Origin of the sequence: Niastella caeni (genome assembly GCF_004834005.1) — a bacterium.
Lineage (GTDB): Bacteria > Bacteroidota > Bacteroidia > Chitinophagales > Chitinophagaceae > Niastella > Niastella caeni.
This window is the reverse complement of the sequence record NZ_STFF01000003.1, coordinates 324,754-340,832: the sequence shown is the minus strand read 5'-3', so window position 1 is coordinate 340,832 and position 16,079 is coordinate 324,754. Positions and strand designations below refer to the sequence as shown.

Below are 16,079 nucleotides of genomic sequence, written 5' to 3'. Positions count from 1 at the left end.
ACTGAATGTTGCTGCTTTAGTGCTTGCGTATGAAAAAAGGAATTGTCAGAACGATTGTTTTGTTGTGTTTACTCTTTATTAATCTGTTCAGCCCTCTGTACGCTACAGATTACCCTATAACTTCTTACCTGGGTATAGAACAGGGCTTATCGAACAATTCGGTACGTTGCATTTACCAGGACCAAAAAGGATTTTTATGGTTTGGCACCTACGATGGGTTAAACCGGTACGATGCATATACCTTCAAAGTATTCCGCAATAATTTCAACAACCCGCTTTCCCTGCCCAATAATTTTATCAATGCCATTGATGAAGACAATAATGGCAATATCTGGGTGGGAACCAGGCAGGGCGCCGCTGTGTATTGTAGTCTGGCTAATAATTTTACTGCAGTTTATTATAAAGCGTCAACCGGCGCGCTTGTTAAATTAACCCAGGTGATCCGCGATCTCGAACGGGATGCAGATGGCAATATGCTGATCGGTACTTCTGATATAGGGGTGGTGTTTTGTGCAGCCGGCGACAGTATTGGAATTCGAATTCCTATTGAAGGGGAGGTGGCCGGGCAGGTCCTCGATATTGCATCGATCAAAAAAGGAGCCGATAAAACGGTATGGGTCTTTGTAAGGGCAAAAGGGCTGTATAGGTATGATGCAGCCGCGAAAAAACTCCGGTTGGTAAATGCTACTGTTACCAATGCCAGTTGCCTTGAAATAAAAGGAGACATGATCTGGGTTGGCAGCAGCAGAGGTATGAACCGGTATAGTATTAAGCAGAATTTATACGATAAGTATTATAGTGAAGAGAATGGATTATGCCAGAATGATGTGATCGCACTCACGGCAGACAGAAATAACAAATTGTGGATTGCCACCAATGCCGGTATTACCATATTAGATCTGGCAAACGACCGGTCAATAAATTATCTGCAAACCGGCCGGCAACGGTATTCATTGAGCAGTAATGCAATCACTTCCATCCTTGAAGACCGCGATGGCAGAATGTGGATCGGCTGTTTGCGGGGCGGCATCAATGTCATTGATACAAGAAAGCAATTGTTTGGCAAAGTGGACGCAGACCCTCTCGCTGCCAATACGCTTATCAGCAATTATATTTTTACATTTTACGAAGAACCAGACGGTAAGTTATGGGTGGGGACCGATGGCAACGGGTTGAGTATCTGGGACCGTAAATCGAATACATTCCGAAATTACCAGCACAACGTTGCGGATGCGAGCTCACTCAGTAACGATTACATTACTGCAATCACGGGCGATTATGAAAATAAGATCTGGGTCGCCACTTACAGGGGCGGTGTGAACCGGTATAATAAAGCGGCTGGTAATTTTGAACATTTCCGGTTTGTACAGGTTGCTCCTTTCAGGGAATTTGTGAATGCCCTCACGTATACAATGTTTGAGGACAAACAAAAAAGGTTATGGTTAGGTACGCTGCAATATGGTCTTTTTGCATTGAACCGCCAGACAAACATCTTCGAGTTGTTCGATAATAAACTGAAAGACCTTTTTATTATTAGTGAAGATAAAGCCGGGAAAATGTGGGGTGGTACTTTGGCGCAACTGATAGCGATCGATGCCGTGAATAAACAACATCAATTTTATCAAATTGGAAAACCGGTGCGTTCGCTGCAGGAAGACAAAGACGGCAATTTCTGGGTGGGAACCGAAGGCGGCGGCCTCTTATTGTTCGATCGCAAAAGCGGAACGATCGTAAAGCGTTACACGACCGACGAAGGGCTTTGCAGCAATTCTGTTTTAAATATCCTCAATGACAACCAGGGCAATTTGTGGATCAGCACCTTCAATGGACTCTCGAAATTCAATCTGAAAGATAAACAGTTTACCAACTATTACCAGAATGATGGCTTGCAAAGCAATCAATTCAATTATAATGCAGCCCTTGCATTGAGAACGGGTGAGATGGTGTTTGGCGGCTTAAAGGGATTCAATATTTTTCACCCCGCCAATATTATTGAATTCAAAAATACCCGCCCTATTCTTTTTACCGATATTAAAATTAACAACACGCCTATTGAGCAGGAGAATTCAGTAATTGAAAAAAGTACGGGAAACAGCATTGATGCCATTAAGGTGCCATTTGATAAAGCCATTCTTTCTTTTGAATTTGCGTCGTTAGACTATTCGGCGCCTGATAAAGTTCAATATGCTTATTTCCTCGAAGGGTGGGACAGGGGATGGAATTATGCGAACAATTCGAGAACAGCTGTGTACACCCACCTTTCTGAAGGTACTTATACCTTGCGGGTAAAAAGCACCAGCGCTCCCGGAAGATGGGATGGAAAAGAATTGCAATTGCGCATTATTGTTCTGCCGCCCTGGTACCGGTCTGTATGGGCTTACGGATTATACGCACTTATTATTGGAGCGATCATCTATGCTTACAACCGGTACCGTATAAACCAGACCCACCTGAAATACGAGGTGAAGATTGCCAAACTGAATGCTGAAAACGAACGGGCCGAAAAACAGCGAAGCCTTGCTGAACGGGAAAAGGAAATTACTTACTTTACCACTATAGCACATGAATTCAGAACCCCGCTTACTTTGATCATTAATCCATTGAAAGATCTGTTCAGGAAACGGGAGGAAAGTCAGGCAAGGCCAGACAGCGAATTGGGCATCGTTTACCGCAATGCCCGCCGCATGCTTAGCCTGGCCGATCAACTGCTCCTGTTCCGTAAAGCCGAAAGCGGATTGGATACTATTAAACCTTCTAAACAGAATTTGCACCACCTGGCCTGGGACGTTTACCTTTGCTTCGTTCAACAAGCCAGGTTGCAACATATCAACTATACTTTTACCTGTGCCAATGACTCATTGGAAATTTATGCTGATAAGGAAAAACTGGGGATCATAATTTACAACCTGCTTTCAAACGCTTTTAAATATACGCCTGCGCAGGGCACCATTACAGTTACGGTGACCGAGCAGGATGAACATGTGCAGATTGAAATTGCAGATACCGGCGCAGGTATTCCCGGACAAATAGGCGATAAACTGTTCGAGAAGTTTTACCAGGCCGAAAGAACTGTTACGGGCTCAAAAACCGGTTTCGGCATCGGGCTGTATTTGGTAAAACATTTTACCGAACAACACAAAGGACAAATTTCATACACGAGTGAAGAAGGAAAAGGCGCCACGTTTTTCCTGACGCTCCTGAAAGGTCCCTATCATTTTAACGGTATCCCTATTGTTTCCGAACATGAGTCAGGGCCGGTGTTTTTGCAAGCCCTGCAGGAGGAGCATTTCGTTGAAAACGAAAAACAGATAGATGAGAAACTGCCTACCGCCGATGTGGTTACTGATAAACAAACCATTTTGCTGGTCGATGATGATGAACAGATCAGGAACTATCTTGCGCAGTTGTTTAAAGACACTTACATCATTTATCAGGCAGCCAACGGCGTAGCGGGATTAAATGCGGCGCTCACTTATTTGCCCGACCTCATCATTTCTGATGTGCATATGCAGGAGATGAATGGAATTGAGTTGTGCAAACAGGTAAAGGAAAACGATTCCATCAATCATATTCCCGTAATATTGCTCACCGCCAGTACTTCAAATGAATATAAATTGAAGGGGGTAGAAGGCGGAGCTGATGACTATATCACCAAACCGTTCGATAATACCCTTTTACTGGCCAGGGTGGCGAGCCTGCTTAAAAACAGGACCACGTTGCAGCGGTATTTTTATAATGAAATTACCCTCAATAAGAATAATCAACGCATCTCCCAGGAATACAAGGATTTTTTAGAGAAATGTATTGCTGTTGTGGAGAGCCACCTCGATGACGACGGCTTTAGTGTGAAGACCCTGATGGCCGAAATGGGAATGAGCCATTCCAACCTTTTCAGAAAGGTGAAATCTGTTTCAGGACAATCGGTGAATATTTTTATCCGGTTTATAAGGCTACGCAAAGCAGCGGAACTCTTCATCAATACTAATTATAATGTAAATGAAACGGCCAATATGGTCGGTATCAACGATAGCAAATATTTCCGCGAGCAGTTCAATAAACTGTTTGGCATGAACCCTTCTGAATATATCCGGCGCTACCGGAAAGTGCATGGGAAGAAGTATACTATCGACAAGGACAGTATTAATCCGGATAATAAGGAATAGATGTTGAAATATTGAATATCGAATAACGAATGTCGAAGAGAAATGCATGGATGGCTGTCTCTTTACTTCGACATTGGATATTCTTTGGTTCGATATTGCATTGCTTATTGCTAATTGACCAATTTACCCCTGTTTTTCGGCATCTAACCCCCGCCTCCTTCGTAATTGGCGTATTTATTTTTGCCTCGTTAATAACGAAGTATGAAGTATAGCCCATGCATACCCCGATTGGTGCAGTTTGTTTTACTTGTCATCCTGCTCCTGAAAGGAACAACTGCTTTTTCTTTTAAATACGAACCGCAGGTTTTAACGGTTTATCCCGCGCCGGCAGGCGCTGTTTTGAATAATGATTTTACCGTGAAGGTGCGTCAAGGCGGAAAAGCCTGGAAATTGGTGCCGGTTTATATGGTAAAGGTCGACAAGGTGAATAATGGCGGCCACACTACAGAAAAGGCTTCTATGGGTTATTTTGATTTTTCCGGGACAGTAGAAGTGGCGGTAACATATAATAAAGGACCAGTTAAGCATTCACGGATCCGGCCGCTTTCTTATAACATTCCGCATTCCATTAATGGCAGAACGATCCTGTTCAAACTTTCCAGGCCCGCCAACCTGTCGGTAGAAGTGAACGGGGATATTTTTCACAACCTGCACCTTTTTGCCAACCCCATCGACAATTTTAAACCCGATTTGCGAGATACGAACCTGATCTATTTCGGACCTGGTGTGCATGAAATAAAAGATACAACATTATATGTTCCATCGGGGAAAACAGTTTACCTCGCCGGTGGGGCCATTCTGAAGGGACGGGTCCTGATCAAAAATGCGGAGAACGTACGGGTGCTTGGAAGGGGAATGGTTGATCAGTCGGTAAAACTGGGTGTTCGCATTGCAAATTCAAAGAACGTTGAAGTCAGCGGTATCTTCTGTACCCAATGTTTTACCGGCGGCTCCGATAGTGTAGTCATTCGCAATGTGAAATCGATGAGTTATTATGGATGGGGCGATGGCATGAACGTTATCAGCAGCAGTAATGTATTGATCGATGGCATATTCAACCGGAATTCAGATGATTGTACAACCGTGTACGGTACCCGCCTGGGTTTTACCGGCGGATGCAAAAATATTACCGTGCAGCATGCAGCATTGTGGGCAGATGTAGCGCACCCTATTCTGATAGGCACCCATGGTAATACGCCAGAGCCTGATGTGCTGGAAGACCTGACTTACATTGATATTGATATTCTTGATCACAAGGAAGCGCAGATCGACTATCAGGGTTGCCTGAGCATTGATGCCGGCGACAATAACCTGGTGCGCAATGTTCGTTTTGAAAATATCAGGATAGAAGATTTCCGGCAGGGCCAGTTGTTTAATATCCGTGTTTTCTTTAACAGCAAATATTGTACATCACCGGGAAGGGGCGTAGAGAACGTGTTATTCAAAGACATCGCATATAACGGTAAGAATGCGGTGATGTCGATCATTGGCGGATATAATGAAGAAAGAAAAGTAAAGAACATTATGTTTGAAAACCTTGTCATTAACGGCCGGCTTATTACAGATGATATGAAGGGAAAACCAACCTGGTATAAAACATCCGATATGGCCAATGTATTTGTTGGGGAACATGTAGAAGGCGTGGTGTTTCGGAGTAAATAGAATCATTTAGTTGGCTAATGCTAAATCTTTATTCCAAAAATGGGATCGTGATTTTTTTTGCGCAAAACGTCCAATTCTTACCCTTATTTTTTTGTTTGTATTGAATAAATATCTTTAATTTTGAGATGGTTTTTTTAGAGACCGCATTATCATTATTCCTCTTTCGTGCTTGTTTTTCTATCCATTATTCGTGTTAATACTTAAGCTATCCATTATCCATAAATAGTGCACCTTTTTTGTTTAATCCTTTATATGGGATTATGATAGGCGAAGCCTTATAATCTATTCTTCTTCATTCTGATTTTTTATTGTCCCGTAATTTTTCTCAACCCGTTATCTACTGTAATAATGGTGTTGGTTTTTTTTATCTGATCCAATTAAAATGGGATTATGATTGGCGGAGCCATTTGTTCAAACGGCAATGAGGCAACGAAAAGCAGTTAAAAAACAAACCAGGATCATATAAAAATACTTGCATTATGTTTTAAATGTAATTATCTTCAAAGTATCAATGCCAAATTAACCTTTGAGTCTCATCAGCGTAATAAAAGTAATTCTCTCCCTTTGTTACAATGTAATCTGTTCCTGTTGATGCATTTGCCTCCATTAATATGTAATTTATTTTAGCGCCCTTCTTCTTTCGTGCTTGTTTATTCCAATCCATTATTCTTGCTAATTCTTTCGTTATCCATTATCCCATTAGTAGTGGTATAATTTTTTTTATCTAAATCCTGATTGCATGGGATTATTGGCGGAGCTATGGTGGTCCGCGCAGGGAACGAATTTTTGTAAAAGAGCTAATGGCGCTCGCAATTTCCATCCATTATTCATGCTAATTCTTTTGTAATCCATTATCCGCTTCTGGCGTCAATTTTTAACTAAGACCAATAAAAATGGGATTATGATGGGCGGAGCCTGTTCGCGTAGCAATGAAGACTTTAGAACTGTGAAAAAGTGGTATGCTGTTTACACGCATGCCAAGTGGGAGAAAAAAGTGGCATCCTTATTTACGCGTAAAAACATAGAAAATTATTGTCCCCTGAACAAAGTGTTGCGACAATGGAGCGACCGGAAAAAAGTTGTTTATGAGCCATTGTTTACCTGTTATGTCTTTGCCAGAATAAGTGATAAAGAACGGTTAAGTGTGTTGCAAACAGACGGCGTTCTTAATTACGTGAGCTGGAAGGGTAAGCCTGCCGTAATACGCGACTCGGAAATTGAGTTGATCAAAAAGTTCCTGCTGGAATATTCAAGTGTAAGGTTGGAAAAAATAGACATCGACGTTGATGATACAGTACGCATAAAGTGCGGATTGTTTATGGAGCAGGAGGGTAAAGTGATAGAGGTGCTGGGGAAAACAGTCAGGGTTTCATTACCGTCGCTCGGTTATGTAATGCTGGCCGAAATACCTAAGTCTCATGTAGAAGTAATTAATAACAAAAGCAGGAGCAGGGGGGATTGCTGAGCATTTATTTCATCCTCAATAATTATCATCGTGAAATCACTAAAAAACAAAAAGCCGTATGCTTATAACAGGCTTTATACCGTGCTATTATTAGGGGTTTTATTCTCCGCCTGTACCGATATGAGAAAGGTGGTATATCTGAATAATATTAGTGATACGGAAATTAGTAATGCCGTTGATAACCTGGAGCCGGTTATTCAAAAGAACGATCTGCTTAGCATTACCGTCAGCAGCCCGAATGCAATAGCCAGCCAGCCATTCAATACGGCTGTAACCGTTTCAACGCAGTCAATAGGATATACTTCTACACAAGCCTCCGGCTACCTGGTCGATCAGGACGGGTTTATTGATATGCCTATGCTCGGCCGGATAAAAGCTGCGGGGCTCACAAAGAATGGATTGAAAGAAAGTATAACCAAGATCATTGTTGACAACAAATTCTTGCTATATCCAGTAGTGAGCGTCCGTTACCTGAATTTTAAAGTAACCGTGTTGGGCGAAGTTGCACGGCCAATGGTGATCAACGTGCCGGATGAAAAAATAAACATATTGGAAGCCTTGGGTTTTGCAGGCGATATGACCATTTATGCCCGGAGAGATAATGTTACGCTGGTTCGGGAAGAAAAAGGAAAGCGAATAGTGAAGCGACTCGACCTGAATTCAGAGAAGCTGCTCTCTTCGCCCTTTTATTATCTCAAGTCGAACGATATCATTTATGTAGAACCCAACAAAGCGAGAGTCTCCGCCGCAAGCAATACCCGCAACTGGTTGCCGGCTATTTTGAGCGGTTTGTCTTTAGCTGCAGTTATTATTGACCGTTTAACCAGGTAATTATGCAAACAAATAAGAAAACGGGCAATGAAATGAATATCGTTTCAGTTGCCATCAACTGGTACTTGCCTTACTGGCCACTCTTCCTGATATTAATTGTGCTCGGCCTCGCAGGTGCATGGGCTTACCTGAAATATTTTTCTACACCAGTTTATGAAACCTATGCCACCATCATGGTAAAGGATGAAAAAAAGGGAGTAGATGAATCTGGTGTGTTGGAAGCGCTGCAAATTTATCCCACAAAAAATATTGTTGAAAATGAAATGGAGGTTATTCATTCCAGGAAACTGATGGAAAAAGTGGTGGAGCAGCTTCAATTATACGCCCCGGTATATGAAGCGCCGGATTATAAACAAGGAAAAATACACGCAACTTCTGCTTATACCAGTTCACCCATAACCATAACTGCCAGAAAACCCGATGACCTGAAAGAGACTGGTGAAGTGGATGTACAGTTTACTGTTAATTATTTTTCTGACAATAACGGGGGCGAGTTCAGGGATGTAATTAAAAAAGTTAGGGAGATAGTCATTGGTGAGAAAATTTATCCAATTAAAAAATGGGTTTCCACGCCATGGGGGGAATTGAAGTTTGAGCACAATGACAGGCAATTGTCAATGGCCGAAGGTCCGCTGTTTTTCCGCTTGTACAAACCCAAAAATATAGCACCGGGTTTTATTAGCAACCTAGGCGTAAAATCTGCCAGTAAGCTGTCTACTACCATTAACCTTACCTTCCGCGATGAAGTGCCCGAACGGGGAGAAGATATTTTAAACAAATTACTGGTGGCCTATAACCGGTTATCAATAGAAGAAAAAAAAGGAACAGCAGCCAACACCCTCGAATTTATTGAGACCCGGCTGGGGAGGGTTGAAAAAGAACTGGATTCCATAGAACATATTATACAGTCGTTCCGCACAGATAAAGGGGTAGTAAACCTGGGCGAGCAAAGCAGGCAGTATCTTGAAAATGTTGGCAGCAATGACCGGAAAATCGCTGACCTGAGTATGCAGTTAGCCGCTTTGGGCGAAATGGAACGCTATGTTAATTCAAATGAGAATAATGGGAACATTGTTCCCGCTACTTTAGGCATTTCAGATCCGGTGCTGAGCGAATTGATGCAAAAGATGTACAACGCCAAGGTGGAATATGAGAAGCTGATGAAATCTACCGGGGAAAACAATCCGTTTGCTATTGCCGTGGCAAAAGAAATTGAGCAGCTTCGTCCGTTAATAGCAGAAAAATTGAGGAGTCACCGAATTAATCTGGAAGCCGGTAAAAAAGACCTGACGTCCATCAGTGGCGGTTATAATTCCATGCTGCGCACCATTCCCCAAAAGGAGCGGGAGCTTATGGATATCAGCCGTGAGCAAGTTATAAAGAACAGCATCTATAATTATTTGCTGGAAAAACGCGAGCAAACGGCCCTTGCAAGTTCCTCGGCTAATTCAGACAGCAAGATCGTTGATATGGCGAAATCTTCTGTGGACCCTGTAAGTCCCAAAAAGTCGCTTATTTATTTTGCCGTGTTGGCTTGTTCAATAGGGTTAGCCATCGGGGTGGTTTCAGCCAAAGAAATGCTGAACAAAAAGATCCTGTTCAGGTCGGAAATAGAATCACTTACCGTAACGCCTGTTATTGCAGAAATTTCAGCCAATAAGGAAGAAGAATCACTATTGAAGACCGGTTCAAAGGTTTCTGTTGTTGCCGAGCAATTCCGGCACTTGCGGGCTGCCATTGGATTGATCGGCCGGCAAAAAGATATCAAAATAAAAAGGATCCTGGTTACCTCCAGTATTTCTTCAGAAGGTAAAACCTATATCAGCACCAACCTGGCCAGAAGCCTGGCTTTGGCAGGAAACAAAGTGGTGTTGGTTGACCTTGATATCCGTAAACCTAAAACATCCTCCATATTGGGCGTAATTGATAATGCAGGTGTTGCTGAATTCCTGGAAGGGTCAAAGATGCCTGAGGAGATCGTCAGCGAGTCTATGGATGAAAATTTATACATTATCGGCGCAGGCGGTGGAAAAGATAATTCCAGGGAACTTATATTGAGCGGCAAACTGGGTAGCCTGCTTTCTTATCTCAACGCAAAATTCGACTACATCATATTGGATGCTTCCCCCATCGATCCGGTTTCGGATTCATATATATTCTCCGATTACTGCGATGTTACCCTGTTTGTTATGCGCCATGGCCGTACGCCAAAAGCAATGGTGCAAATACTTGACAATAATAACAAATTCAGGGCATTGAAAAATCCTCATATTGTATTCAACGGCATAAGATCAAGAGGCATAATGCAAGGTATGTATGGTTACAGCTACGGCTATGGTTATGAAAATGTGTATCGTGAAAAGCAGCGTAGAAAATCAAAACTGCAACGGGTTTAAAATTTCCTTCTTCAAACATTCGGGTATGAAACCTTTGATGATCAAAATTTGATCATCAAAGGTTCCCTCTGGCCAAAAATCAATAAATAATTTCAGATGAAAATTCTGGTTACAGGAAGCGCCGGTTTTATTGGTTTCTTTCTTACCAAAAAACTGCTGGAACGAGGCGATGAAGTAATAGGCCTTGATAATATCAATGAGTATTACGATGTTAATTTAAAGTATGCCCGTCTGGCTGAAAATGGAATTGACAGGGGAGGTATAAGATGGAATGCAGCAGTGACAAGTAATAAATTCAGCAATTACCGGTTTGTTAAACTGAACCTGGAAGATAAACGAGAGATCCTGCAGCTTTTTAAAAAGGAAAAATTCGATATGGTGGCTCACCTCGCTGCCCAGGCAGGGGTGAGATATTCCATCACCAACCCGGATGTTTACATTCAATCAAATGTTACCGGGTTCCTGAATATTTTAGAAGCCTGCCGTCAAAACAAAGTAGGCCACCTGGTATATGCCAGTTCTTCAAGTGTGTATGGTTTAAATGAGCAGATGCCGTTTTCGGTTACTCATAATGCTGATCACCCGGTTTCCTTATATGCCGCTACAAAAAAATCAAATGAATTGATGGCGCATGTATACAGCTATTTATTTGGTTTGCCCACAACCGGATTGCGTTTTTTCACTGTGTACGGACCCTGGGGCCGGCCCGACATGGCTTATTTTCTCTTTACCGATGCCATTTTGAAGGAGCAACCCATTATCGTTTATAACCAGGGTAAGATGCAACGGGATTTTACTTACGTAGATGATATTGTAGAAGGTATTGTACATGTATTGGATGAACCGGCAACCCCGGCTTTAACATGGAGCGGGTTGAATCCCGATCCTTCCTGCTCACCGGCTCCCTGGCGCGTTTATAATATCGGAAATGATAACCCGGTGGAGCTAATGGATTTTATTAGAGAGTTAGAAAAGAATTGCGGTAAAGAAGCAAAAATTGAAATGAAAGACCAGGAACGCAGCGATGTATTATCAACCTGGGCAGATATAAATGAACTGATGACTAACTTTTATTATAAACCCACTACACCTATACAAACGGGGTTAAGCAAATTCGTACAATGGTTCAAGGAATTTTATTCCATTAAACAGTTGGAAGTAAGCCATGTGACTAATGTTTATTAATGACAAAGCAATGATTGAAAAACCAATAATAGAAAAACCCTCTGAAGATATTGGCGGTCAAAAGAACGGCGTAGGCAAAAAGGAAAACCTGAAGCAACGAGCCTATCTCAACACTGTATCCAGTATGATGGATTACACAGCAAACCGGCTTACCGGTTTGTTTGTAAATCCATTTGTTATCGAAGGCCTGGGAACTTCTTTGTTTGGCATCTGGCAAATGCTCGGTCAGTTTACCGGTTATGTGAACATTGCCGATACCCGATCATCACAAGTGCTGAAATGGACGGTTGCGCAAAAAAAGGACGTAGCTTCTGTAGAAGAATTAAGAAAAGATGCTGGAGCGGCATTTGTAGTGATGTTATTAGTAATGCCGGTGATCTTAATTGCTGGCAGCTTTATCGCCTGGTACGCGCCCTATATTACGCATGCAGAAAAGGCGCATTATGATTTGATCAGGATCACTTGCTCCCTGCTTATCTTTTCAGTACTTGTCTTCAAGTTTTTTGAATTGTTTGAAGCAGTGCTGCGGGGAATGAACCTTACCTTCAAACGGATGGGTGTACGCGCAATAATTGTGATCCTTGGCGGAGGATTGAAAGTGTTGGCAATTATCCGTGGCTATGGCCTCATAGGCCTTGCGGTTGTTCAGCTATTCGACACCCTGCTGATCGGCACTTCTTATTATATTGTTGTAAAAAGAAATGTGGAATGGTTCGGGTTCGCCAAACCCAATCGTTCCAACATTTTCCGGTTCGGTAAATTGAGCGCATGGTACCTGGCAGATGCAGGCGCTAATATGGTGAACACGAACAGTGACAAGATCTTGCTGGGTATCATTGCCGGACCGGTTACGGTAGCCTATTACACACTGACGAAATTTATACCCGCCGCTTTGCAGGGCCTCATAAACAGGGTGATACTGGGAATAATGCCCGGAATAGGAAAACTGCTGGGCTTGAAAGAATATGACAAAGTAAACAGGGTAAGAAAAAAAATAAACAGTGTCTCCCTGTTGCTGACGACCGCTTTCGGGGTAACTGTTATCATTTTCAACCAATCGTTTTTGAACGCCTGGGTAGGGAAGGAACATTTTGCAGGTCATACCGCCAATGCATTAATAATGATCATGACCATCCAGGATACATTCGTTAAGAATGATGCCTATATCATCAGCGCTACATTGGATATTAAAAAGAAAGTTTTTTTAACCCTCATCTCGGGCGTATTGTTTGCCGGCTTTGGCGTTGTGCTGGTAAGTAAAATGGGCGTTGCCGGGCTGTGCCTCAGCTTTATGATAAGCAGATTGTTTTTATTTATCGGACAACGAAGAGTACTGGCCGCTTTAATGAAGACTGAAACGCAGACTGCCTTCAACATCAACTATCGTCCTTTTGTAACGGCTATATTGATGCTGGGCATTGCCATGTGGCTGGCCACAAAAACAGGATCAATTGGAATATACCAGGTGATCTTATTTGCCCCGGCTGTTTTTGTCATCTCATTACCCTTGTTTTACTTTTCTGGGTTGAGCAAAGCAGAGCGGCTGGAATTGCAGCAAATTATTACTTCGATAAAATTCTTTAAATCGGATAGCGGATTTAGTAAGAATTAAATGAAAAATAAAAAATGAAGAATGTTAAATGAAAAAGTAAGAAGACTGCAGTTCGGGTTCCAACTTTCTTATTCTTTATTCCTCATTTTTCATTTTTAATTTCTTTAGAAGAATTAAGAATTAATTATATGAAGATCTTATTCGTGGCCCCTCGTTTTCATACCAACCAGGTTCAGTTAATAAAGAAACTACAGGAAAAAAAGCATGAGGTGTTTTTTCATGTTGCATGTATCGGACCAACTGAAGACCATAGTCTGATCACCCCGCTGCAATTTAAGAAAAGCAAACTCTCTGGCCTGATCGAAATGGTGTTTGGAAAAGGAGGGGTGAATAGAAAATTTTATTTTCCGCAACTGGCCAGTTACTGGAGGGCATTCAAGCAGATGAAGCCCGATTTTATTGTTATTCGCGATCCGTATAAATTGTTTTCATTGATGGCGGCTTTTTATGCGCGTTTGATAAAAACAAAGATCATTTTTTATACACAGGAAGATCTGTTCAGATATAGATCAAAGAGAACGTTGTTGAAACAAAAGCTGACCATTCGTTTTTTTAAGGCTGCCTGGATGACCCCGGTAAAAGGCAGTGATGCGCCCGAAAGTAGCGGTGAGTTGAAATATATGTATTATGTTCCTTTGCCTGTTATTGTTTCATCTGCAGAGGTCCGCAGCAACGATATTTCCAGCGAAGGCCCAAGAATACTGATGGTTGGCAAGTATCACCAGGCAAGAAAAAAGCACCTCTTGTTCTTGCAGGCGCTGGGTAAACTGAAAAGCCGGTACCGGTTCACGGTAACTATTGCAGGAGAATGTGCAACAGCGGAACAAGAACTCAATTTGAAAGTGATCAGGCATGAGGCCAATAGTTTGCAATTAGCCGGCCTGGTTAATTTTAAACAGAATGTTCCTTATAGCCAGATGGCGGAATTATATGCATCGCATCACATTTTTGTGCTGCCTGCCATAAATGAACAGTATGGTGTGTCGGTGAACGAAGCATTGGGTTATGCGCTTCCGGTAATTTGCACTGATACCTGCGGCGCTAAATTCAATATCACCAACGGAAATAACGGATTTGTTGTTAAATCCAATAGTCTTGATGAACTCATTGCCGCATTGGAAAGACTTATTTCCGATTATCAGAAGCTACATCAAATGCGACAACAATCATTGCAATATGCCCGCGAAAACCTGTCGGCCGATGTTTTTTACTCAAAGTTTGCCCGTTTAACGCAGGAACGTTTCTCTGTATTAATGAATTGAATGAGATTAAATTCCAAAAAACAAAATACAAGAACCAAATCGCAAGAACCAAAAAAAATTAAAATCGTACTTATGTGGGACTTGACTTTTAATTTTTAGTGTTTGGTTTTTCAAATTATTCAGTTGTATTCTTTTGGTGCTTACTGCTTGAATTTTGATGCTTTTCTTTGGTTCTTGTTATTTGCAATTTGAGTTTTAATTATTTGGAGCTTGGTATTTGATATTTGTAATTTTTCCTGATATGACAACTTTTTTATTAATTATCGAATATATATTCTTCTTCGGTCTTGCCATTTATTGCATTCTCAAAAAGAATGAGCTGAGTATTTTCTATTTGCCGGTATTGTTCTTTGTAGATAAAATAGTTAGTGTGCACCACCCGGCCTTCCTGTATTATGGATTGGTTTGCCTGCTCATTTTAATGCTTATGAAGAAGAATGGCTTTTTTTTCCGGAACAATATCTGGGCTTTATTCCTGATCATTTATTTCCTTATTTTATTGACCAAGTCAAGCGATCTTGGCCTGATACGGCCTTATGTATTTTCTGTTACCTGGTTGTTTCTACTGATTGCGTTAATTCCCAATATCTACAAAAAATATCCGGCAGCGGTGGTATTTAAAGAGTTAAGCAATGCTTCGTTACTGATACTTGTACTTTTTATTGTGAATGCCCTGGCCGCTACTTTTTATAAGTTCTCGCCAACAGAAATGTACGGCATTACATCTGGTATTTTATTTGGCAATCTTTGGGCTGCGGCTTTTAATACGTTACCAATAGCCCTCTTTGTTGCATTCCTGTATGGTGTCAGCGAAAAAAAGCCGGTGCATGTGATCATTTCAGTTGTTTCATTTTTCTTCATTATGCTCACGTTGCGACGTACAGTTATTGCGCTAAGCCTTTTGGGTATTGTTATCAGTCTGATGACAATGCTGACCCGGCAAAAAGCAAAAATGCTCTTTGTTACCGGTGGACTGATAGTTGTAATTGGTTATTTGATCTATGCCAATACCAGCTTTATGTCGGAGTTCAAAGAAAGAGTGGAATTGCGGAAACTGGATGAACGGGAACTGGCGGAAGAAAAACGCTTCTTTGAGTATTCCCTCTTATATGACGATATGTTCATTTACCATGCTTATAGCCCGTGGTTTGGATTTGAATTGTTTAACAGTGGCGGAAATTATGGCAAGGGTGTTCTGGCCGACAGAAGCCTGCATGGAGACATACCTAACCTGTTGCATTCAAGCGGCATAGTTGGAGTGATATTGTATCTCTTAATGATTGGCACCGCATTCTGGCAAGCCCTTCGGGCGGCCGTACGTTACCAGGATAAATTAGTATTTCTTTTTTGTGGCATATCATTCCTGGTTTACACCATATCGGGCCGGTATACCGAGGTGGCCGCAACGCTGTTGATATTCCTGGTATTGCTGTCGCCAATAGCGCAACAGGAAGAACCGGCGGTTGACGTTGACGAATCAAAAGCAGTTTAAAAAAGTTGCCT

Annotated in this window: 9 protein-coding genes; all 9 read left to right on the top strand. The window is 41.8% G+C overall.

Going from position 1 to position 16,079, the window contains the following annotated elements; translation table 11 throughout:
* The first annotated feature begins 29 nt into the window (after positions 1-29).
* The 9 genes from FAM09_RS12735 (at position 30) to FAM09_RS12695 (ending at position 16,068) form a co-directional block, all read left to right on the top strand.
* The gene (locus FAM09_RS12735; protein ID WP_136577500.1) at positions 30-4,163 is read left to right on the top strand and encodes a hybrid sensor histidine kinase/response regulator transcription factor; all 4,134 of its coding nucleotides are present in this window, start codon (positions 30-32) and stop codon (positions 4,161-4,163) included.
* A gap of 201 nt (positions 4,164-4,364) precedes the next feature.
* Entirely contained in the window at positions 4,365-5,825 is a 1,461-nt protein-coding gene (locus FAM09_RS12730) for a glycosyl hydrolase family 28 protein (protein WP_136577499.1), read from the top strand.
* Between the two features lie 901 nt (positions 5,826-6,726).
* A complete protein-coding gene (locus tag FAM09_RS12725) occupies positions 6,727-7,290 on the top strand; it encodes a UpxY family transcription antiterminator (RefSeq protein WP_243751660.1) in 564 nt (187 codons plus the stop codon).
* A 30-nt stretch (positions 7,291-7,320) separates the two neighbouring features.
* Positions 7,321-8,121, top strand: coding sequence for a polysaccharide biosynthesis/export family protein (locus FAM09_RS12720; RefSeq protein WP_243751659.1), 801 nt, complete (start codon positions 7,321-7,323; stop codon positions 8,119-8,121).
* Positions 8,122-8,123: 2 nt separating this feature from the next.
* The gene (locus tag FAM09_RS12715) at positions 8,124-10,517 is read left to right on the top strand and encodes a GumC family protein (RefSeq protein ID WP_136577498.1); all 2,394 of its coding nucleotides are present in this window, start codon (positions 8,124-8,126) and stop codon (positions 10,515-10,517) included.
* A gap of 96 nt (positions 10,518-10,613) precedes the next feature.
* The gene (locus tag FAM09_RS12710) at positions 10,614-11,702 is read left to right on the top strand and encodes an NAD-dependent epimerase (protein ID WP_136577497.1); all 1,089 of its coding nucleotides are present in this window, start codon (positions 10,614-10,616) and stop codon (positions 11,700-11,702) included.
* A gap of 10 nt (positions 11,703-11,712) precedes the next feature.
* A complete protein-coding gene (locus FAM09_RS12705) occupies positions 11,713-13,314 on the top strand; it encodes a lipopolysaccharide biosynthesis protein (RefSeq protein WP_166437120.1) in 1,602 nt (533 codons plus the stop codon).
* A gap of 128 nt (positions 13,315-13,442) precedes the next feature.
* Positions 13,443-14,576, top strand: a complete 1,134-nt coding sequence (locus FAM09_RS12700) for a glycosyltransferase family 4 protein (protein WP_136577495.1) — start codon at positions 13,443-13,445, stop codon at positions 14,574-14,576.
* Between the two features lie 241 nt (positions 14,577-14,817).
* Entirely contained in the window at positions 14,818-16,068 is a 1,251-nt protein-coding gene (locus FAM09_RS12695; protein WP_136577494.1) for a hypothetical protein, read from the top strand.
* Positions 16,069-16,079 lie beyond the last annotated feature (11 nt).

What these genes read in the sequence shown, in the direction of transcription:
- FAM09_RS12735 (WP_136577500.1), top strand. Translation starts at nt 30, where the DNA reads ATGAAAAAAGGAATTGTCAGAACGATTGTTTTGTTGTGTTTACTCTTT.
- FAM09_RS12730 (WP_136577499.1), top strand. Translation starts at nt 4,365, where the DNA reads ATGAAGTATAGCCCATGCATACCCCGATTGGTGCAGTTTGTTTTACTT.
- FAM09_RS12725 (WP_243751660.1), top strand. Translation starts at nt 6,727, where the DNA reads ATGATGGGCGGAGCCTGTTCGCGTAGCAATGAAGACTTTAGAACTGTG.
- FAM09_RS12715 (WP_136577498.1), top strand. Translation starts at nt 8,124, where the DNA reads ATGCAAACAAATAAGAAAACGGGCAATGAAATGAATATCGTTTCAGTT.
- FAM09_RS12710 (WP_136577497.1), top strand. Translation starts at nt 10,614, where the DNA reads ATGAAAATTCTGGTTACAGGAAGCGCCGGTTTTATTGGTTTCTTTCTT.
- FAM09_RS12705 (WP_166437120.1), top strand. Translation starts at nt 11,713, where the DNA reads ATGATTGAAAAACCAATAATAGAAAAACCCTCTGAAGATATTGGCGGT.
- FAM09_RS12700 (WP_136577495.1), top strand. Translation starts at nt 13,443, where the DNA reads ATGAAGATCTTATTCGTGGCCCCTCGTTTTCATACCAACCAGGTTCAG.
- FAM09_RS12695 (WP_136577494.1), top strand. Translation starts at nt 14,818, where the DNA reads ATGACAACTTTTTTATTAATTATCGAATATATATTCTTCTTCGGTCTT.